Annotated in this window: 14 protein-coding genes and 3 pseudogenes; 9 read left to right on the top strand and 8 right to left on the bottom strand. The window is 37.9% G+C overall.

Going from position 1 to position 21516, the window contains the following annotated elements:
• Positions 1-61 precede the first annotated feature (61 nt).
• On the top strand, positions 62-577 hold the full coding sequence (locus HBL79_RS06930) for a single-stranded DNA-binding protein (RefSeq protein ID WP_035687806.1): 516 nt from the start codon (positions 62-64) through the stop codon (positions 575-577).
• A gap of 145 nt (positions 578-722) precedes the next feature.
• Here the strand turns inward: HBL79_RS06930 and HBL79_RS12565 are convergent.
• A pseudogene (locus HBL79_RS12565) lies at positions 723-1797 on the bottom strand (alpha/beta hydrolase).
• Between the two features lie 281 nt (positions 1798-2078).
• On the opposite strand from HBL79_RS12565, the gene HBL79_RS06920 reads away from it, so the two are divergent.
• Both HBL79_RS06920 and HBL79_RS06915 read left to right on the top strand, forming a co-directional pair.
• Entirely contained in the window at positions 2079-3836 is a 1758-nt protein-coding gene (locus HBL79_RS06920; RefSeq protein WP_035687809.1) for a DUF262 domain-containing protein, read from the top strand.
• 128 nt (positions 3837-3964) lie between these two features.
• Positions 3965-4310: pseudogene (locus tag HBL79_RS06915) on the top strand (LysR family transcriptional regulator); the annotation flags it as partial.
• 42 nt (positions 4311-4352) lie between these two features.
• On the opposite strand, the gene HBL79_RS06910 reads toward HBL79_RS06915, so the two are convergent.
• On the bottom strand, positions 4353-5465 hold the full coding sequence (locus HBL79_RS06910; protein WP_035689483.1) for an alpha/beta hydrolase: 1113 nt from the start codon (positions 5463-5465) through the stop codon (positions 4353-4355).
• Between the two features lie 300 nt (positions 5466-5765).
• On the bottom strand, positions 5766-6824 hold the full coding sequence (locus HBL79_RS06905; protein WP_082082225.1) for an alpha/beta hydrolase: 1059 nt from the start codon (positions 6822-6824) through the stop codon (positions 5766-5768).
• 98 nt (positions 6825-6922) lie between these two features.
• Between HBL79_RS06905 and HBL79_RS12610 the strand changes: the two genes are divergently transcribed.
• The 5 genes from HBL79_RS12610 (at position 6923) to HBL79_RS06885 (ending at position 10909) form a co-directional block, all read left to right on the top strand.
• Positions 6923-7060, top strand: a complete 138-nt coding sequence (locus tag HBL79_RS12610) for a helix-turn-helix domain-containing protein (protein ID WP_233570712.1) — start codon at positions 6923-6925, stop codon at positions 7058-7060.
• Positions 7061-7062: 2 nt separating this feature from the next.
• Complete coding sequence (locus HBL79_RS06900; protein WP_254431782.1) at positions 7063-7815, top strand: LysR family transcriptional regulator; 753 nt, start codon at positions 7063-7065, stop codon at positions 7813-7815.
• A gap of 183 nt (positions 7816-7998) precedes the next feature.
• Positions 7999-8679 carry a flavodoxin gene (locus HBL79_RS06895; protein ID WP_272487501.1) on the top strand — a complete coding sequence of 227 codons (681 nt, stop codon included), beginning with the start codon at positions 7999-8001 and terminating at the stop codon, positions 8677-8679.
• A 171-nt stretch (positions 8680-8850) separates the two neighbouring features.
• On the top strand, positions 8851-9537 hold the full coding sequence (locus HBL79_RS06890) for a DUF4405 domain-containing protein (RefSeq protein ID WP_035689160.1): 687 nt from the start codon (positions 8851-8853) through the stop codon (positions 9535-9537).
• A 367-nt stretch (positions 9538-9904) separates the two neighbouring features.
• Positions 9905-10909, top strand: a complete 1005-nt coding sequence (locus HBL79_RS06885) for a virulence RhuM family protein (protein ID WP_035689163.1) — start codon at positions 9905-9907, stop codon at positions 10907-10909.
• Positions 10910-11084: 175 nt separating this feature from the next.
• Here the strand turns inward: HBL79_RS06885 and HBL79_RS06880 are convergent, their stop codons facing one another.
• The 3 genes from HBL79_RS06880 to HBL79_RS06870 all read right to left on the bottom strand — a co-directional run bounded on the left by HBL79_RS06880 (position 11085) and on the right by HBL79_RS06870 (position 17744).
• Positions 11085-11924, bottom strand: coding sequence for a hypothetical protein (locus HBL79_RS06880; protein ID WP_051128134.1), 840 nt, complete (start codon positions 11922-11924; stop codon positions 11085-11087).
• 10 nt (positions 11925-11934) lie between these two features.
• Entirely contained in the window at positions 11935-16632 is a 4698-nt protein-coding gene (locus HBL79_RS06875; RefSeq protein WP_035689165.1) for a P-loop domain-containing protein, read from the bottom strand.
• Between the two features lie 269 nt (positions 16633-16901).
• Positions 16902-17744 (bottom strand): aldo/keto reductase, encoded by an 843-nt coding sequence (locus HBL79_RS06870; protein WP_035689167.1) that lies wholly within the window; start codon positions 17742-17744, stop codon positions 16902-16904.
• 115 nt (positions 17745-17859) lie between these two features.
• Between HBL79_RS06870 and HBL79_RS06865 the strand changes: the two genes are divergently transcribed.
• Positions 17860-18747 carry a LysR family transcriptional regulator gene (locus HBL79_RS06865; RefSeq protein WP_017805591.1) on the top strand — a complete coding sequence of 296 codons (888 nt, stop codon included), beginning with the start codon at positions 17860-17862 and terminating at the stop codon, positions 18745-18747.
• Between the two features lie 103 nt (positions 18748-18850).
• Here HBL79_RS06865 and HBL79_RS06860 read toward each other — a convergent pair whose 3' ends face one another.
• A complete protein-coding gene (locus HBL79_RS06860) occupies positions 18851-20191 on the bottom strand; it encodes an anaerobic C4-dicarboxylate transporter (RefSeq protein ID WP_035689168.1) in 1341 nt (446 codons plus the stop codon).
• A gap of 200 nt (positions 20192-20391) precedes the next feature.
• Positions 20392-21453 (bottom strand): annotated as a pseudogene (locus HBL79_RS06855) (IS3 family transposase).
• Between the last annotated feature and the right edge of the window lie 63 nt (positions 21454-21516).

Here is a 21516-nt window from a genome sequence, read left to right as displayed (position 1 = left end):
TTTATTTTATTTTAAGGCAAAATAGCAAAAATTTTTATTTAATAATTAGACAGAGGAATTTATGGCTGGAGTAAATAAAGTTATTATTGTTGGAAATTTAGGAAATGATCCGGAAATTCGTACAATGCCAAATGGGGAAGCCGTTGCGAACATTAGTGTTGCGACCAGTGAAAGCTGGATGGATAAAAATACGGGAGAACGCCGTGAGATTACCGAATGGCATCGTATTGTGTTTTATCGTCGCCAAGCAGAAGTCGCTGGCGAATATTTACGCAAAGGCTCAAAAGTTTATGTTGAAGGGCGTTTAAGAACTCGCAAATGGCAAGATCAAAATGGCCAAGATCGTTATACAACAGAAATTCAAGGCGATGTTTTGCAAATGTTAGATAGCCGTGCAGATAGAGGACAAGGTGGGTATTCAGCTCAAGGGGGATATGCTCAACAAGGCGGCAACCAATATGCACAATCTACACCATCAAATTATCAAGCACCTCAGCAGCCTGCTACACCTCGCCCTTCATCATCACCCGCTACTATGGTTGATGATAATTTTGATGATGATCAGATTCCATTCTAGTTTTAACTATATATAAATGGGCTGTATTTTTCTTCCAAATACAGCCCAAATCGTTTCTTTACTTTGAGGTAATGGGCGATATTTTTCGTTGCTTTCACAGCGGACGACTTAATAATTCAGACATCTTTACCATTTTGAATCTTAATCAAAGTTTGGCTTTGAAAAACTGGGTGAGTTGGTCGCTGATTTGGCTGACGTACTCGGGTTTCCAGTAGGTTTCGATGTGGCTTGCACCTTCGATAATCACTTCTTTTTTATCCGCCGTGCCTGTGGCTTTTTGCATTGCTTGGTCGGTCATATATTTGGTGTCCGCAAGGCTTCCTGCGATCATCAACAGCGGTTGATTGATGAGGTCGGCGTGGTCGGTGGCATCAAAAGTCATCAAATCCAACAGGCTGCTGGTGTAGCGTAGCGTTGAGTTGGGGTGGTAGTGGGTTTTACCGTAATACTCAAAACCATCGCGATACAAACCTGCGGGCATTTTGTCGATGTCTGCTTGGGTGATTTTGGTTAAATCGGCGTTGGCACTGTATTCCACGTTGCCTTGTGCTTCTTTGCTGCGGGCTTCTGAGGCTTGTTGCAAGCGTTCCTGAATGGTGCTGATTTGGCTGTCGCCTAAGCCATTACGGCGAACTAAGCCCGTGTTGAACAGGCTGACGGTAGCAACGGCTTTGATACGTTTGTCGCTTTGTGCCGCCGCAAAAGTGTAGCCGCCACCGCCGCAGATGCCTAATGCCCCGATGTTGTTGGTGTCTACGCCTTTGAAGCTTTCGAGGAAGTCCACCATTACGTGTACATCGTTAATGCGGTTGAACGGTTTATCGGTTTGGCGTGGCTCGCCACCACTCGCCCCTTGATAGGCGGCATCAGCGGCAATGGTGATAAAGCCTTACTCCGCCAATTTTTGTGCATAAAGTCCTGCCACTTGCTCTTTCACGCCACCATTGGGGGGCAACGGTGATGGCTGGGTATTTTTTATTCGGGTCGAAATTGGCGGGGGTGTACACATTGGCCGCGATGGTAATACCGTTTACGCGGTATTTCACGGGGTGAATGTTCACTTTGCCCGCTTCGTTTTTGGTGATGGCGTTGGCGTTGGCGTAAACCAGCGTGAATGGGTTGTCTTGATAGTTAAAGTTGGCAGCCATTGCTTGCCCTCCTAGTAATAATGTTGATGCCAATACGGCGGAAACGATGGTTTGTTTAATGGTTTTTTTCATCTTGTGAACTCCGTTGAGATGGTTGGAACGTTGTCCAGCAAGAGCGAACCGCTAAACAACCTTCATTCAAAAAACAGACACTGCTTTTTGCGTTACGGGAGGCATTATAGGGGGAAAAGATTGTTTTGATTAGTGAGGGAATGTTCAATAGAGTTGTGAATAAAATTCAAGAATGGGGGAGTGGGCATTTTCTAAGAAAACAACCTCATTGAATGTGTTGTTCAACATTTTGGTGCATTATGCTAATATATTGTTTTTTCAACACATTATAGAGTCATGCAATGAGTATCAACGAATACGCTATTAACGCTAAAACCTTTTCTTTAAGCAAAGTATTTAGTTCAGATTTTCAGTATGTTATCCCAAACTATCAACGTCCCTATTCTTGGGAAAAGGAACATATTAAGCAATTATTTGATGATTTATATGAATTTTATCAACGCAGCACCGAGGAAGATTATTTTTTAGGCAGCATTGTTGTTATTAAACAAGATAAGATTCCGAAGTCTGATGTAGTGGATGGACAACAACGCTTAACCAGTTTAACAATTTTATTTGCAGCACTAGCAAGCTATTTAAAAGGCAATCATAAAGAAAGTATTAAAAACTATATCCAACAAGCAGAAAACCCTGCTGAGGATATTCCTGCACAACCTAGGTTGACCTTACGTGAACTCGATAATGATTTTTTTAACAAATATATTCAAAACTTGGAATTAGAGCAATTACAAAAATTAAACGCTGAACACGATTGCAAAACTGATGCACAAAAGAATATTTTAAATAATGCAATTTCATTACTAGATCTTATTTCAGAAAAATTTAAAATTTCAAAAGATAAAAGTTTAGAAGATAAACGTTCAGAAATTTTTAATTTTTTTAAATGTTTGATTAATAAATGTTGTTTGGTTATTGTTTCTACATCTAGTCAAAAATCAGCATTTCGTATTTTTTCTGTAATGAATAATCGCGGTTTAGATTTATTGCCAATCGATATTCTCAAAGCAGATTTAATAGGAAAAATCAAAGATAATCAAAAAAAATATACAGAAAAATGGGAAAATTTAGAACAAGAATTGGGGCGTGATTCTTTTAACGATTTATTTAGTCATATTCGTATGATTAAACTGAAAAAGAAAGCAGAAAAAAGTATTTTAGAGGAATTACAAGAAAAGGTTTTCAAAGACAAAACCGACAAAGAAATATGTGCATTCATTAGTGAGGAACTAATCAGCTATGTAGATGTATTTAGTGCGTTAAAAAATAACCACTACCCAGCAGAAAAACATCAACAGAAAATCAATCAGCATATTCAATGGCTAACCCGTGTCGGCTTTTCTGAATGGATACCCGTTGCTATTTTATTTTTACATCAAAAACCAAATAATGATGAAGCATTGGAATTTTTGAAGAAGTTAGAAGTTTTAACTGCTTATTTGCATTTGTCTGCCCAAGATATTAATTCTCGCATTAAACGCTATGGACAAATTTTGGAATCCTTAGGAGAAAAAGCTAAAAATGGTGGTGATTCTTTATTACTTAGTGATGAAGAAAAGCGGCAGTTTAAAGCGTTATTAAATGGTGATATTTATAACAAAATGACATCTGTTAGACGTAACTATTTAATTTTACGTTTAGATTCTATGGTTTCAGATGGTGCGGCGACCTATAATAACGAATATGGATTACTTACCATTGAACACGTCCTGCCACAAACGCTGGAAGAAAATACCCAATGGTATGAATGGTGGGTTGATGAGAGTAAAGAAAACGAAGCGGAAAAGTACCATCAACACCAATTATGGTTACATCGTTTAGCCAATCTTGTTCCACTGAATAAACGACGCAATTCAGCGGCATCTAATTGGGATTTTGGTGAAAAGATAAACAAATATTTTCGTGGTAACGAAAATGTTTCATCTTACGCCCTAACTACCCAAGTTTTAAAGCAATCTGAATGGAGGCCAAAGGATGTAGAAGAAAGGCAAAAAAACTTGTTAGAACGCATTTGTGAAGTTTGGGATTTACCGAAGGATTAATCAAAAAAAGCCGTCTGATTTTTCAGACGGCTTTTTTTATAGGTTCAATAAATATCAATTAAAAATCTCACTTCTCCCAGCCCCCATCATTTTCTAAATTCTTGAACAAAATTCAACAATCACAGGGCATGAACCATCTCAACGAACTCAAACATTTTCTTACCGCCGCACAAGCAGGGAGTTTTACCAAAGCGGCGGCACAGTTGGGCGTATCCACCTCCGCACTCAGCCATTCCATACGCAAATTGGAAGAAGAATTAAAGATCAAATTGTTCAACCGCACCACCCGCAGCCTCGCCACCACTGAGGCAGGTGAGCAATTATTCATTTATGCTCTTATGGGAAAAATTCGACAGCTTTATGCAACGCTATCCCGAAGTAAAGCTGGAACTCACCAGCGATATGAAATTCACCGACATTATCACAGGGCGATTTAATGCAGGCATACGGTTTGGCGAAAGCCTCGAACAAGATCGATAATGTCGCCTAAGCACTAGACGACATTGAATTACCCCCTTATTTATCCAATCCGTTTTCTTTTAGCCACTCCGCCAAATGTTCTGCCACTTGCTGATTATTGGTATCCGACATTAAGAAATGGGTGTTGCCGTGAATGCCCACTTTCGGCAATTCCACCACGCTCACCTTGCCGCCGTGTTGGTTCACCACCTTTGCCCATTGCTTCGCCAGTTGCAAACGGGCATACCACTGCTCGCCGCCTTGCGTGCCGTCTAAATGGTCGGGGATAAAATCGCCAAAATAAATCACAATCGGCAGCTTGGTGAGGCGTTCAAATTGGGCTTTGCTGACTTTCATCGGGGCAACATCGCCAAATTGGCTGGTTTGTGTAGGCGGCACTTCACCCTCTGGGAACGGAAACGAACCTGGTTCAACGGCGATGATGCCTTTCACCTTGTCGCTTTGCATGGCGGTTGTCCAGCCGATCACGCCACCAGCGGAGTGGGTAACAAATACGCCTTGCCCTGTTTTGTCGAACAATTTCACCATACTATCGGTGATCACGCCCACATCAAACGCCCCTGTATCGGGTGTCATTTGGCGGAAAAACTGGTCTTGGCTGGCGGCATCTTTCGGGAACGCCACGCCTTTATTCATATTCGGATAAACACCGATACGGAACTGGGCATACCAAAATTGATCGTCAGGCACGGCAGGCAAGTTGGCGGCGACCGTGCTTTGCCCTGCTTGCCCGCGTCTTGGTTGGTCGATCAAATAAATCGGGTAACCTTTGCGTAAAAAAATCGTATCGAAGCCCTCACGGCCATCTGGCGTGGTTTGCCACGTACGTGCCGACTGCCCATAGCCGTGCAAAAACACCAGCGGATAAGGCTTGGCATTTACCGGAATTTGGTAAAATACACTGGCGTGATCGCCGTGCAAGGTTTGCCCACCAGCGGCGATGGAGGCGTTATACACGTCCCAAAACGGATTACTGCTTTTGCCCTTAATCGCCTCAGGCACGGGCGTGTATTGCCCAGCACTGGTTTTCACTGTGCCGCCCACAGCAAAACTGCCTTGCTTTTCAATGGTAATCGGGCTGGCAAAGGTTTGACCTGCCAACAAAGAAACCGCCGCCAAGGCGGTGAGTTTTTGACGAATGGATAGCATAATTTTTCCTTATCAACGATGAATGTAAATGATAGGGGATAGGATAGCAGAATGGACTTACTTTGATTAGCGAAGAATATGGGATAGGGTGTTGAATAATATTCAATAATAGGCGACGAACCCTAATGCTGTCTGAAAAAGGAATGAGGAAATGTTTTTGATTCGGTATTGAAATGAATGTGAAAGGCGGAGGGGCTGATTGAAAACAGGAGGCAGATGGCATAAAAACAGCGTAAAAACGCACTGCACTTTAAGCCAAACGCCTAAAGCACGGTGCATTATCAAGCCACTTTTTACAACTTATAAATGCTTTTTAAAGAAATCGGCGAAGGTGTCGAAAGGGATTTTGCCTGCTTGGTAGGCTTCTTCTGCCATATAGCGTGAATGGGCATTTTCGCCTGTTACGATCAGCATTGGGCGAGGGGATATTTCGCTGATGTAGCTCATCATTGGAATGTTCACGAAAGATAAGGGCATGGTGGCTGTCCACGCGGTGGTGGAGTTAATGGAACGTGGGTGGTAGCCGCGTTGGGTTTTGTAGAAGTTGTGGAACTGTGCCAATACGGGGTTGGCGTTTGCGGGCAGTTCGTCAGGTAGCCCTTGTTGGATTGGCACAACGTTGTTATTTGGATCTAACACCACTTCGTGTAAGCCGATGGCACGCTCACCGCTTTCGGCATCTGCCCAGCGTAGGTTGTTGAGGTAGGTTTTCACGATTTGGCGTTGTTCTGGGGTATAGCCATTTTTTTGGTCGCCCACGCCCCAGCCGATGGATCGGCTCATATCATACATTACGCTGGTGGCAACGGCTTTGACGCGGGTATCCATTGCGGCATCGTTTAATGCCATTCCGCCTAAACCGCAAATGCCTAATACGCCAAGTCGGTTGCGATCGACAAAGTTTTGCAAGCCGAGATATTCTAAGGCGGTGCTGAAATCTTCGGTGTTCACGTCAGGGGAAGCCATATTGCGTGGTGTGCCGCCACTTTCGCCCGTGTAGGAAGGGTCAAAGGCAAGGGTTACAAAGCCACGCTCGGCAAGGGTTTGAGCATAAAGCCCTGATACTTGCTCTTTCACCGCTCCAAATGGGCCGCTCACGGCGATGGCAGGCAGTTTGCCTTTAGCGTTTTTCGGGATATACAAATCGCCCACAAGGGTAATGCCATAGCGGTTTGCAAAGGCCACTTTGTGATGGTGAACTTTATCGCTTTGCGGAAAAATTTTGTCCCATTCTTGGGTGATTTCAATGTGTTGTGCAGGAATATCAATATGGGTTAAGGGGCTGTTTTGAGCCATTGCGTTGCCTCCTAATAAGGTTGTACTCAATAATAATGTGGTAAATAAGGGTTTGAATTTCATTATGGTTCTCCATTAATTGAATAACGCCATTATAAAGATTAATAATCCAATGATAATACGCTAAAATCATCATAAACTATGAACCACAGGTTAAGAATATGGACAAAATCAATTGCAACGATCTCTACGCCTTTTACCAAGTCGCCCAGCACCAAAGTTTCAGCCAAGCCGCCAACAAACTCGGCATTTCCGCCCCTGCCTTAAGCAAAACCATACGCCGCTCGAAGCTCGATTAGGTGTGCAACTGCTGCACCGCACCACTCGCAGCGTCTCCCTCATCCAAGCAGGGCAACAGTTTTATCAACAAGCCGAACACAGTTTCAACCGCCTCAACCAAGGCCTAGCCCAGCTCGAACACTACCGCCAATCACCCCGCGGCGTGGTGCGAATTAACTGTGCTAACCACCCCATCGAATGGCTACTGCTCCCCAAACTCGCTCCACTGCAACGGCTTTACCCCGACATCATCATCGAAGCCATTAGCGACAGCCGTTTTATCGACATCGTCAAAGATGGCTTTGACGCAGGCATACGGCTTGGTGACGATGTGGCAGAAGATATGATCGCCGTGAAAATCAGCGAACCGCTAAAAATGGCAGTAGTCGCCAGCCCAGGCTATCTGGCACAGCACGGCATACCGCAACACCCCAGCGAACTGGCACAACATTCGTGCATCGGCTACCGTATGCTCAGCAGCGGCACGCTTTACCCTTGGACATTCCAACACAACGGCGAAACCCACCAACTCACTCCACAAGCAAAATGGATTTTCAGCGATGATTACCCCGCTCGCACCGCTGCCAAAATGGGGCTAGGGCTGGCATACCTGCCCGAAAGTATGGTGGAACAAGACATCGCACGCGGTGAACTCATCGCCCTGTTCCCCAACCAACCCCCAACCCTGCCTGCGTTTTATCTCTATTACCCCAGCCGCCACATCTCCCCCGCCCTAAGAGTGGTGGTGGATTGCTTACGCCTAACGAATGGGTGATGGGGGAAAAGTGCGGTGGTTTAAAAACCCATTTTTTGGTTTGTGAGAAAAAAGAAAGAGAGGCTGTCTGAAAACAGGTTTTTCAGATGGCGTAAAAAACAGCGTAAAAAAACCACCGCACTTTCCTTATATTGTTGAAAATTATTCACAAGCCTATTTTGTTTTTGCCCACTAATTCTTTACTTGGCTTTTTCTTATAATGCGTTCCTTAATAATAACGAGGACGAAACAATGATATTTTCCCAAAAAACCTTTTTTAGCTTAATGTTATCAGCGGTGATGGCGATGCCGTTGCAAGCCAAGAATTTGATTATCTATTTCTCTCAGCCCGAAAGTTACACCCAAGATCAGCTGGTTGATGGCGTTTCGGGAGCGAGTAAGTTGGTGAAAGATGGCGAAATGCTTGGGGCAAATGAATATTTGGCGAAGGAAATTCAAAAAAATGCTGGCGGTGAATTATTCCATTTGGAAACGGTGCAAGCCTATCCAACAACACATCAGCCATTGTTAGACTTTGCCCAAACCGAGCAACGCAAAAATATCAAGCCTGCCTTGAAAGCCCTGCCGAATTTAGCGGAGGTAGATAGGGTCTTCTTGGTTTATCCGATTTGGTGGTATCAAATGCCGATGCCGCTTTATTCTTTACTGGAACAAGTGGATTTTAGCGGAAAAGAGATCGTGCCAGTTGTGGGACACGGCGGTAGTCGCTTAGGCGGAACGGACAGACAAATCCAACAGCTTCAGCCGCAAGCCAACGTGAAAGCAGGCTTTGAAGCCTACCTATATAAAACCGTTAGAGCAGAGCCTGAAGTGGAAAAACGCTTAGCTACTTTTTTACAGCAAAATGGTTACACGAAAAATTAAAGTCGTTTAAGTTCAAAATAAGACAAGGCAACGAGCCGCAGACAGTATAGCAAGGCGATGTAACGCCGTATTGTTTTGAAATCAAACGACTAAATACAAGAAAACCGCGAGCTCCCTATCGCTCATTGACAAAATGGCGTTATGGCTCGCCCTTCACACTACGGATTGTTAATGAAAAAGAAAACGCTTTTCCAGCTTGCACAAGATTTGGTAATGACGGTGGTATTGCTGTCATTATTTGGCTATCATTTGTATGACGAAAGCACGCACGAATGGCTTGGTATCGCCTTTTTTGCCCTGATTATTTCTCATCTTGTCTTGAATACTTGGTGGCTAAAAACGCTGTTTTCAGCCAAACCAACCCCTTACAGCCTGTTGCAATACAGCATCAATTTCACCACATTTTTATTATTTTTCACCGCCTGTATTAGCGGCATAATGCTGTCTAAGCACCTGCTGGCGGAAATGCCGTTCCATTCCACCAGCGATCTAATACGAAAAATTCATATGACCAGTACCCACTGGCTGCAAATAATGATCGGCGTTCATCTCGGCTTACATTGGAAAGCCATCACCAATTTACTGGCGAATGCTTACCGCCTAGACCTCGATCACTGGCTTGCCCGCAAGCTCATTCCCGCTTGCGGGCTCATTATCGCTGCCTATGGCGTGGTGATCTTCCTACAACGGGATTTATTGCCTTATCTATTGCTACAAGTGGATTTCGCCTACTTCAACTATGGCGAACCTCAAGGAATTTTTTATTTTGATTTTTTCACCATTTTAATTGCCACAGCTTACGCCACAAGAGGGGCGATCTGGGGATTATTCTTTAGAAAAAAGAAGGCGTTAGCTTGAGGCGGTTGAAGACGATTATTTTTCTTGCTCAAATAAACAGCACTCGAATTTACCTAGTGCAAAAATTGTGTAGCGGGGCGACATAGCAAAAAATTACCCAAAAAAACACCGCACTTTTGGATTAAAACATAAAAGTGCGGTACTTTTTTCGCATCATTTTTTAAATACGTTTCGTCTATTCTTAAGGCAAGTTTACGCCAGCGGTTAAAATAGACCTCGCTTGTTAAGAGAACGCAAAACACACCACGATCAAAGTGCGGTCGGATTTTCACTATTTTTTGCGATCTGCATCGAAAAAATGCCCTTTTCCCCTTGCCAGCTTTGCAAATGGCATTAGACTAAACAGAATTTCAGTTAAGGAGTTTGTATGACCAAATCGGAAATTGTTTCTTCAGTGGCGGAATATCTCACCTTTATGACCGCTACAGGCGAGAGCCAAGTTAATACCATTTATGCGGACGAAAATGTTTGGCTGAGCCAAAAAATGATGGGGCAGCTTTATGATATAGAGTCACATACTGTAACCTATCATCTGCAAAAAATATTTGCAGACAATGAGTTATCGGAAAATTCAGTTACTCGAAAATTTCGAGTAACTGCCGATGACGGTAAAAATTACCAGACCAAACACTACAATCTTTCAGCGATTATTGCCGTGGGCTATAAAGTCAATTCCGAGCGAGCGGTGCAGTTTCGCAAATGGGCGACTGAGATTATTCAAACCTACACCATCAAAGGTTTTGCGATGGACGATGAGCGGTTGAAAAATGACGGCACCCGTTTAGGCAAAAAGTATTTTGAAGAACAACTTGCCCGTATCCGAGAAATTCGCCTGTCAGAACGCAAGTTTTACCAAAAAATCACCGATATTTATGCGACTTCCATTGATTACGACCGCACCGCTACAGCGACTAAACGCTTTTTTGCCACCGTGCAAAACAAATTGCATTGGGCGATTCACGGTCATACCGCCGCAGAATTGATTGTAGAACGAGCAAACGCCAGCAAGCCGAATATGGGCTTGACCACTTGGAAAGACGCCCCACAGGGCAAAATTTATCCTTTTGATGTGGTGGTAGCGAAAAATTATTTATCCGACAATGAATTAGCTCAACTGCAACGGCTGGTGTCCGCTTATTTGGATATGGCGGAAGATATGGCATTACGCCAAATTCCGATGACAATGCAAGATTGGGAAACAAGGCTCAATCGCTTTTTAGACGCCACCGACCGAGCCGTGTTGCAAGACGCAGGCAAAGTGACCGCCGAAATCGCCAAAGCCCACGCTTTAAGCGAGTTTGAAAAATATCGTGTTATTCAAGATCAACACTTTGAAAGCGATTTTGACCGTTTGTTGAAAGGAGGAGAGTGAAAGAGCGGTGGGATTTTGCGATTGCAGAAAATTTAGAAAATTCCATCGTTTGTAGTAGAAACGAATACTTTTGTGGATAAGTGGTGCATTCAATCAACTATAAACCCTATTTTCTCCATCACAAAATTCAAAAACGCATGTATCACAGAAGATAGATGATGATATTTTATTCCCTTTATACTAGTATGTAACTATAAAAAACCATATTTGGAATAAGTATTTTTAATTTATCATAATAATCTTTTCTTATCATCAAGTCACAACCTTCAAGAGCTGGTATATTACCATCATTGCCATTATCAATAAGGTTTTCCCTCCAACATCTAAATTTAATAATAATTTCTCCATTACAATCCAATGCCTGCAATCCATTTTTATAATCGTCTAAAATAAGTCCAAGACATTTTAAAATAGAACTATTTATCCATAAAATATATGGAAAATTAATACTGTTTATTTGAGTGGATAAAGCCTGAATAATAGGATAGCCATAATTGAAATTATCGTTCCAAATATGTTGAGATGATAAACTAACCCAATCAAAAAGAGGGTTTATCTTCTCTTTATCTGGCAACAATCCCTCAAACACAATATAATTTTTATTACCCTTTTTATAATCACCTAGAGAAATTTGACTTTCAAATCTTGCCATCCTAATAAAATGATTTTCCAAATCAGGTTCTTTAAAATCATTAAGAACTTCACTAGGTTTTATAATGTTTGGACGCTGAATAAAACTATTCGAAGTCGCAATCATACTTTTTAAGTCTACAGAATAACACGAAACAAAATCTTTGTAATCTAATTCTTGAAATATGGTACTGAAAATTAAATTTTCAGTATAAATATTTTGTGATAAATAACTATGATAATTATTAATAAAAGTATTGAGTTGATATTTATCAAAATTTGAAATAATTTTATCCATAATAGATTTTTTATCCGAATTTGATAATTGAAAAAAATGCCAAATTTGATGATGTTGAATATGTTGAATCGTTTCATTATTAAGCATATCAAGATTCCTAAATAATTTTATCAACTAAACGATTAATATAAAAATTACCTATTTTTTGACATTTTGTAAAATCAGCTTTGCATTGAGTTATCAAAGGAATTGTTTTGTCTTTTTCTAAATAGATAAGTTCTAAAATCGCTACAACACTTAATTGATTAAATTCTCTTAAATTTTCAAGAAACCATTTTATTGGCTTTGTTAGTAAATTAATTTTATAATTTATCAGATAATGAATAGCAAATAAAACTTCTCTTTGAACGGTACTATCAAGATTTTTCATTTTAGCCAGCATCAATGTAATTGCTAGCTCATCTGCACTCATTCCTGATAGAAATTGATTCGATTCTACAGAATTCCAATTAAAATCGTTAGTATCTGGCAATCTACTCTCAATATATGTATAAGCATTACTATACAAATCAAATATAATTCCTTTTTCTATACCAGAAAATTCAAAAGCAGTTACCAAGTTTGCAATCGGTAGGGTTCTATAACTATCCAGTTTAAGATACTCGCATAGATGTCTGAAAATTTCATTTTTTGCCAAATGGTAATCCAGCTCTACTGCCAGCTTTAAAGGCTCTTTATATACACACATATTCATCCAACCATCTGTTGAATAAAGCGTATTAAGTGTAAGTAAGTTAATTTTCAGATCTTGAGATAGATTCAGTCTCTGAATTAAGATAAATAAATTTTCAAAATAAACTTCATAATTACGAGGGAATTTTTTCTTAATTAATGAAGATATAATATTTATTGTAACAAGTTCATCATTACACTTCATAAGATAAAAATACAATAAATTTAAATCACTATCCAATATGTATTCCTTTTTTTCATAATACTCAATAATATCATAAGTACTTGAAGCCTCTATATTTAAAATATTGTCTGAAATATTTAATGATTGATTAATAAGATCAATCGTTTTTTTATAATGATTACTGTAATTATTGTTATTATCTCTATCTTTTTTAATGTTAAATGTTAAATTAAAATCATGACAAATTGATTTGAAATTATCCATTGTTTGAGCTGATAATTTTTCATAACTATCGTTCCAATCTCTATTTAATAAATTAATTAGAGATAATTTAGCCAAATGATTACTTTTGACTTTAATAGAGTTAATAATATTTAGAAAATCATTTAAATATTTTTCTCTATTGTTAGTTGGTAATAAATTGTATAAAAAATTTAAAATAATAGGGTCAGCCATTTTTTGACTAACAGCTAAAAAATCAACAAACATATAATCTAACTTCCAAAAGTATGGGGCCTTCATTAATTCGGAAATTAGATATTTTCCAGATAAGTGGTAATCAATACTTGATAGGTGCTTAAACCAATCTATAGCTATCCATTTGATGCCTTTTCCATCTTCTGTATGTTTTCCTACTGCATCAGTAAGATATTTTAGTTTCTTCGTATAACCCAGTGCCAAATTAGCATTTAGCTTATGGAGGGCATCAATCGGGTCTACTATTTCTGATAGTGTAACATCTTTTCTAAAAGTATAATTAGTAATATATAAAATAGCATTTTTTAATTCATTTTTCGCTTGTTCTATATATTGAGTTCTAGAATAAATAAGTGCTTTTTGAAAATAATATTCTGCATATTCATAATAGTGCGACTCTTGATTTTCTTCAAATTGAGAGTAAGCATCAAGAATATAATCTATATTATCATCATTTATATTAATTTCTTTAATAACATCTATTCTTTCTATGGGGAGTGCGATAATTTTTTTTATGATAAATGACCACGTATCTTTGTTGTGTATATATTTTAAAGATTGAACAATTGATGTAGCAATTAGTCTTTTATTTGTGTACCTAAAATCAACTGCTCGTGGATTACCCTTGAAAGGATTTACATCACTACATAAAAATTCAATATTTTTAGTGATATGAGGAGCTAACTCTTCATTATGAAATTTTTGTTCTATGATAAATGTTCGTATAAAAAACTTTATCCAATTGTAAAAGAAATTTTGAGGTTTTATTGATTTTTCAAATTCAATCAAATAATCAATGTCGTATTTAGCGTATAATGAGACTAAAAAATAAAAATCATTCATTGCTTCGCTATCAATATAACCACGATTTTCTATAGCATCAATAAATAACCCACTTGATTTAAAAGTAATAGGGATATAAAAATCATTATTATTTAATATAGATATCTTATTGATTTTTAAACAAATACTATTTTTTACATTATCATAAAGTTCTTGAGTAAATGAGTTGATAACTGATAGAAGGTTATTTTTAATCAAAAATGAGATGCAAATATTAAAAAATATTTCATTCTCATTTTTTGATGATTTTTTTAGAATGTTAAGTAATTTTTCTTTATTATCTATCTGGCTATAAAGAAAATATTCAAAATTTTCTTCAGAAATTGAATCTTTAAATAAATCACCAACCTTTTTCCAATCAGATTTATAGCCATTTTTTGTTAAAATAGAAAATGCTTTTGCGGTAGTGACAATATCAAAATTCATTTCATTGTTAAAAAATAACAATGAATTTGCTCTATCATATCCATAGATATTTAAAACCGACTCAAAATAAATTTCAAAATTTTCAATAAATTGATTGTAATATTCTTCTGAATTGGTAGAGTATATGGTTCTGTTAAATTCACTTAAGAAAGACAGTAAACTCCAACTTTTTAATTTTTGTGCTACATATAAAAAACACAGGCTATTTTCCCTTATTGATTTTTCAGGATATCCATAATATAGACTCTTAACCAAGAAATCAGGTGTAGCATAACTTGATATTTCTGAATATTTTCCTGAATTAAATAAATATTTAAATAAATATCTGTAAGACTTTGGATTATCATAAAATCCTTTTTTATTTAACCAATCACCAATTATATGATAACAAGAAATATTTGCTTCACCTAATTTTTCTAATTGATACCTTCTAAAGCTATCGTGATACAAAGAAATACCACCTCTTGATAAATTCTCCAAGATTACTGGCGATAAAATTTTTAAGTCTTTATCCAAATGATGAGAAAATGGATTTATTTCTGAAAACTCTTCCCTTGTAATAGAGAACTCCAAACAAGATAAAATATTTAGTGTTGTTGAATTTTCATTAAGTTGCGATGATAGAAAATCATAATATGACTTTAAATTAAAATCATATTCAGGAAAATCATTTTTTATATTAATATTAGGATTTTCCTTCAAATGATTAAGCATATAATTTAAATACAATGGATTTCCCTGGCTCTTATCTAAGAGTATCTGAGTTAAATTATAAGTTTGTGTATCAATATTGAATTTATGAACTAGGCTCAAAATGTCATCCACATTCCATTTAGGTAAGTCAACTCGTAAGAAATGATGATTTTGTATGAGTGTATTAATTTCATTAACTGGTTGAGAACCTAGAATAATAGATACATTATCTGGTATTTCTATTCTTGAAATAAAATCAATAATTCTTGTTTTTTCCTGTGAAAGGGTTTTGGATTGGCTTAGTATACGCTCAATATGGTCTAATCCATCAATAATAATGACTAACGGCTCATTGATGTTAGATAGTAGTAAATTTAATTCATTAAGATTAGAGGCAAAAATTTTTTCTTTTTGTTTTTGTGACTCTGGGTATATTAATTGAATATCTGCAATTAAATTTCCGAAAAATACATCGGATGTTATTCTTTGCTCAGAAAAAGAATCTTCTATTCCTGTAAAACAATAGTGCCTAACAACTTTCTGATTATTTTCTTTTAGGTATTCAATTAAATTTGTTAAAAACCAAGACTTTCCAGCACCTGGTTCAGCAATTAGAATGCTTTTTTGGTTTTCTCTAAAATCTTGTAATAAGGCTTCAATTTTTTCTTTAAAAATAATATTTTTTTCTTGATTAATTTGAAATTTTTGCTCAATTTGACCGAAATCAGTCTTAATTCTTAATTTTTCTAATATTTGTTTTATGCTTAATTTTATTGACTTTGTACGAAAGTCCCCACTATATTTAACTATTTTTATTAAAAAATCATTGATAGATATATCATTATTGGGATATTCACCAATACCAATCTTTTTTGCTTGTTCAATAAGTATTCTTTCCAGAGCATTTGGATATAGAAAATCTAAGCTAGCTTTTGGAAAATTTGTTTCTATTAGAAATTCATTACAAAATTGAGAAAATTCATTTCTATCTATGTTATTTTGTTTAACATACCTTTTAAGATTATCCCATCTATTAAAATTCTCAGGATTTTCCTGCCAAATATTATCAATATTTAATTTAAAAACATTAGTAATAATAGAATTAAATGAAGAATTACCTACTTGAAGAATAAGAGCGTCTTTTATATTATTTTCGATAGGATCATTCCAAGCTAAACACAATCTAAATTCTGTTTGAACTGTTATCAATTCTCGCCAATTTTCAAATAATTTATAAATTGCTAGTGAAGCACCATTGTCATTAGACAAATCATCTTTTGACAAATACTTAGCATTAGTTTCGTTGCTGTATTTAATTTGTTTTCTTTGGGTATTATCACCATTCTGAATTACTAGGTCGTCAAATCTATCATCTTCAATATGTTTTTTATCAAAAGTAAGAACTGAATCAAAGCGACCTAAAATTACTTCCTTTAGAATAAAATAAGAACATAACAAATCTTGGTATTGATAGCCTTCGTGGGCATTATTAAGACTCATACAATATATCTGTTAATAAGATTTAATATTTTTATTATATCACATTTAAAAATAATGCCTTATAACATCCTCTATTTACAGCTTCAACCAAAATCATTAACCCTCATTTAATGGTTTAATTTTATTTAATCCGCAATAAAACTTTTATTACGGAAAGCATAAAACTCATCTTAGCCACTTTAGACGTGCTCACGCTTATCGTGGCAATTTGTAAACCTTTAGACTGATGATTTAGCGATCGGATTTTCCCAAAATTTTTCAATCTGGATTTAGCCTCTCGCTTGTGCCAGCCATTGCACCATTTTTGGATCGCGGTGGTCGAAGATGATTTCATCACGATTGAGCGTGGCGATGGCGGCGAGGTCTTGTGCGTCAAGGGTGGAATCCAAAATGTCGCGGTTTTCACGCATTCTTTCCACTTTCACCGATTTTGGAATGATGGCGATACCGCGTTGGTTGAGCCAGCGTAATACCACTTGGGCGACGGATTTGCCGTGTTTGGCGGCGATTTCGCTCAGCACGGGATTATGGAAAATGTCGAATTTACCTTCAGCCAGCGGTCCCCAAGATTGTTGCAAAATCCCCAGTTCTTTATGAAAGGCTAATTCCGCCTCACGCTGGTAGAACGGGTGGGTTTCGATTTGGTTCACGGCTGGCACGGTGTCGTGGCAGGTGATGAGGTCGGCGAGGCGATCCATATGGAAATTGCTCACGCCAATGGCACGGGTTTTGCCTGCTTTCAACGCGATTTCCATTGCACGCCATTCTTCGTGGACATCACCTAAGGGCTGGTGCATTAAGTAGAGATCCACATAATCCAAGCCCAAACGGCGCAAGGATTCGTCAAGGGCTTTTTGTGTGCCGTTAAACGCATCTTGGCGTTGAATCCACAATTTGGTGGTAACGAAAATCTCTTCGCGAGGGATGCCGCTGGCTTTAATCGCACGCCCTACGCCCGCTTCGTTACCGTAAATGGCAGCGGTGTCGAGCAGGCGATAGCCTTGTTCAAGGGCGGATAAGACGACTTGTTCCGTTTCTTCATCGCTCACTTGATACACGCCAAAGCCGATCATTGGTATTTCAATACCGTTGTTTAAGGTTGCTGTTTTCATTTTTTACTCCTATGTGCTTTGAATGATGACATTATAGAGAGAAAATATTGTTTTGATTAGTGGGTTATTTTTTGATAGCCTGTTGAATATTTTTCAACAATCAAAGAGAGCCAAGATGATTGAAAATATGAATGAATTACGCAATTTTATTATTGTTGCACAAACTGCCAGTTTTACTAAAGCTGCTGCATATTTAGGCGTATCGACCTCAGCGTTAAGCCATTCTATGCGGAAATTGGAAGAACAGCTGAAAATAAAATTGTTTCATCGAACAACTCGCAGTGTTGCCACTACCGAAGCAGGTGAACAACTTTTTAAACAACTTTTTCCATTATTTGAGAGTATTGAAGATAATGTTAATGCATTAAGTCATTTTCGTAACACGCTAAATGGAACATTACGCATTAATGGGGCTGATCACGTTTTTCTCTATGTTATTTGGGATAAGTTATTAAGATTTATGGAAAAATATCCCGAAGTAAAATTAGAGCTAATCAGCGATATGAAGTTTACTGATATCGTAGCTGGGCGTTTTGATGCAGGGATTCGTTTAGGCAAAGAAGTAGATAAAGATATGATCGCCATCAGAATTTCAGATGATATGCAAATGGCATTAATTGCAACGCCACAATATTTAGAACAATACGGAATTCCAAAAACAATTGATGATTTAACTTCACATCAATGTTTGTGTGTACGAATGCCAACTTCTGAAGGTATTTTTCCTTGGGAATTTTGTATGCCAAAGGGTAAAGAAGTGGTTAAATTTATGCCATCGGGGCGATTCGTGGTGAATAATAATTTTCTTGCGAAAAAAGCCTGCTTATCTCATTTGGGGTTGGCATTAATGCCGAAAGACAGAGTACTAAAAGAGCTTAAATCTGGTGAGATAGTCGAGGTGTTACAAAATTATGCAATGCGTTACGAAGGTTATTATCTTTATTACCCTAATCGGAGACAGGATTCTCCGTTGTTTAAGGCTTTGGTGGAATGCTTGAAGTAAAAAGTTTTTAGTATTTTTTATAAAAATGTAGTTTGTTTAATGTAATTAAAAATATGTCGTTTAATATAAGTGCGGAGAAAAATCACCGCACTTATTTATTTGACTATCTAATAATAATTTGTGCAACAGTGTAGCCTACTATGCAGGCAACAATAACACCAATTAACCCTGGTACCATAAAGCTATGATTGAAATAGTATTTTCCAATTTTTGTTGTTCCTGTGACGTCAAAGTTAACGGTAGCAATATCTGATGGATAATTGGGGATAAAGAAGTAACCGTAGGTCGCTGGCATTAAGCCAACTAACAGGGGAGCTGGTAAGCCTAAGCCGATACCTACGGGCAACATCATTACCGCAGTGGCCGCTTGGCTGTTGATTACGACTGAAACGGCGAAGAGGGCAAAAGCAAATGTCCAAGGATAATTGCTCACCATTTCTGTGATACCAGCCTTAAATTGTGGCATTGCATAACTAAAATATGAGTCACTCATCCAAGCGATTCCAAAAATAGCAATTGCAGCAACCATTCCAGATTTAAATACGACACCATTTGGAACAGTTTGAGGATTTGTTTTAGTGACTAATAAAATAATTCCTCCAAAGCAGAGCATCATCATCTGAATAATATAAGACATTGAAATTGGTTTGATTTTTTCTCCGACGCCTACAGTTCTAATTTCAGGGAACATTGCAATGAATACAATTAAAATTAGGGCTAATAAAAAGAGGTAAACAGATTGTTTTGCAGCAGGAGGAAGCGTTTCGTTTAGCGTTGTACTTGTTGTATTCAAGATTCGCTCACGCCAAATAGGATCTTGTAAACGGCGTTGATATTCAGGATCTTGCTCTAATTCTTTACCTCGACGCATACTATAAAGCGAAAGTGCAATTGTTCCAGCAAGGGTTGCTGGTACAGTCACGCAGATAATATCAAGTAAGCTAATATTTTCAAAACCAGGTAATTCGGTAATTTTGCCGAGATAGAAAACCACCGCAGCGGATAATGGGCTAGAGGTGATCGCAAGCTGTGATGCTACGGAAGCTGCTGCCATTGGGCGTTCTGGACGAATTTTATTTTTTAGTGCGACATCACCAATAATTGGCATAATAGAATACACGGAATGCCCTGTACCAAGCATAAAGGTCATTAAGTAGGTAACAATCGGTCCGAGTAAGGTAACGCGTTTCGGATTATTACGCAGGATTTTTTCTGCGACTTGTAGCATAAATTTTAATCCGCCAGCAGCTTCCAGCACGGAAGCACAAGTAACCACAGCAAGAATAATTAGCATTACACTAATCGGTGCTTTACCTAAAGGCATTCTCAAGATAAAAACTTCAATAGCTAACCCTATACCAGATACGACACCTAAGCCGATACCACCATAACGACTACCGATGTAAAGCATTAGTAGTAGAAATAAGAATTCTAAATAAAGCATAGTCTATCCCTAAGATGAGTTATTAATAATTATTTATGAATGATACGTTATTTAGAATTTTCTACAACATATCTGAGAAATTTTTTTAGAAAAAGGCTATCTAAATCAAAATTTACGCTGAAAATTAGAGAGAGTGGAAAGTTAGATGTTAAAAAAGGACAAAAATGATCTGCCCCCAAAAAGTTAGACTATATTCTAATTTAATTCAAGGACTGAGTTCTGTATTCCACAGGGCTTAGTCCTTTGAGCTTCACTTGAATACGCTCATTGTTGTAGTAATGAATGTACTCGTGAATCACTTTTCACATCATAAGCAATAATTTCGTTATTAAACAAGTCTTTAATCGGCGATAAATACACTTTGCCTTCCGCACATTTGAACTCGGTGATATCCGTTACCCACTTCTCATTCGGCATCGTTGCCGTAAAATCCCGTTGCAACAGATTATCGGCAATTTGCCCCACTTTGCCTTGGTAAGAACGATATTTTCTCTGCTTACTTTTTCCTTTTAACCCCAAACGTTGCATTATCGCTTGCACCCTTTTGTGGTTGATAATCAAGTATTTCCTTAATTCCAAGGTAATTCGACGATAACCATAATTTTCGTCATTTTTGCGATAAATTTCCTCTATTTTCTGTGAAATCGCTACATTTTTATCCGACTTTGGCTTGAGATGATAAAAGAACGAACTGCGTGCCAATCCGATTAGTCTGAGTAACAATTCCAACGGGAAACGCGAGCGTAAGGCATTTACGATGACGGCTTTTTCTGCATTTTTTGTTGGTTGAGTTCCTGCAACTTTTTTAGCATTGCATTCTCCGCTTCTAATTCCAAAATTCGGTAACGCAAGCGTTCTTCTTCTGTTTTGGGCGTTGGTGGCATTTTAGGTGAGTTGAGTTTCATACTTGGACGACCTTTAGGTTTGAGTAATAACCCATCTATACCTTGTTTTTCAAAGCGTTGCAACCATTGACTAATTATCCCTGAACTGGGGATATCAAAGCGAAAGCAGGCGGCTTCAGCGGAGCACTGGCCTTTTTTGATAGCTTGAATAACCTTTAATTTAAACTCAACAGAATAACATCGTTTTTTACCTAACACAGCTAATCCATTGATTCCATTATGATTAAATTTCGCAATCCAACGTGCTAACGTTCTTTGGGGAAGCTGAAAATACTGGCGAGTAAGCGAACGGTTTTTTCCATTTTGATGATAAAAGTCGAGCACTTGTTGTTTGAAACGTTGAATATATTTAGTCATAAAAAATCTGCACCTTAATCAATTGGTTGTTTAGTCCAACTTTTGGGGGGCAGATCAAAATTA

Source organism: Avibacterium paragallinarum, from assembly GCF_011765605.1.
Lineage (GTDB): Bacteria > Pseudomonadota > Gammaproteobacteria > Enterobacterales > Pasteurellaceae > Avibacterium > Avibacterium paragallinarum.
Note: the sequence above shows the minus strand (reverse complement) of the source record. Positions and strands in the feature narration are given on the sequence as shown.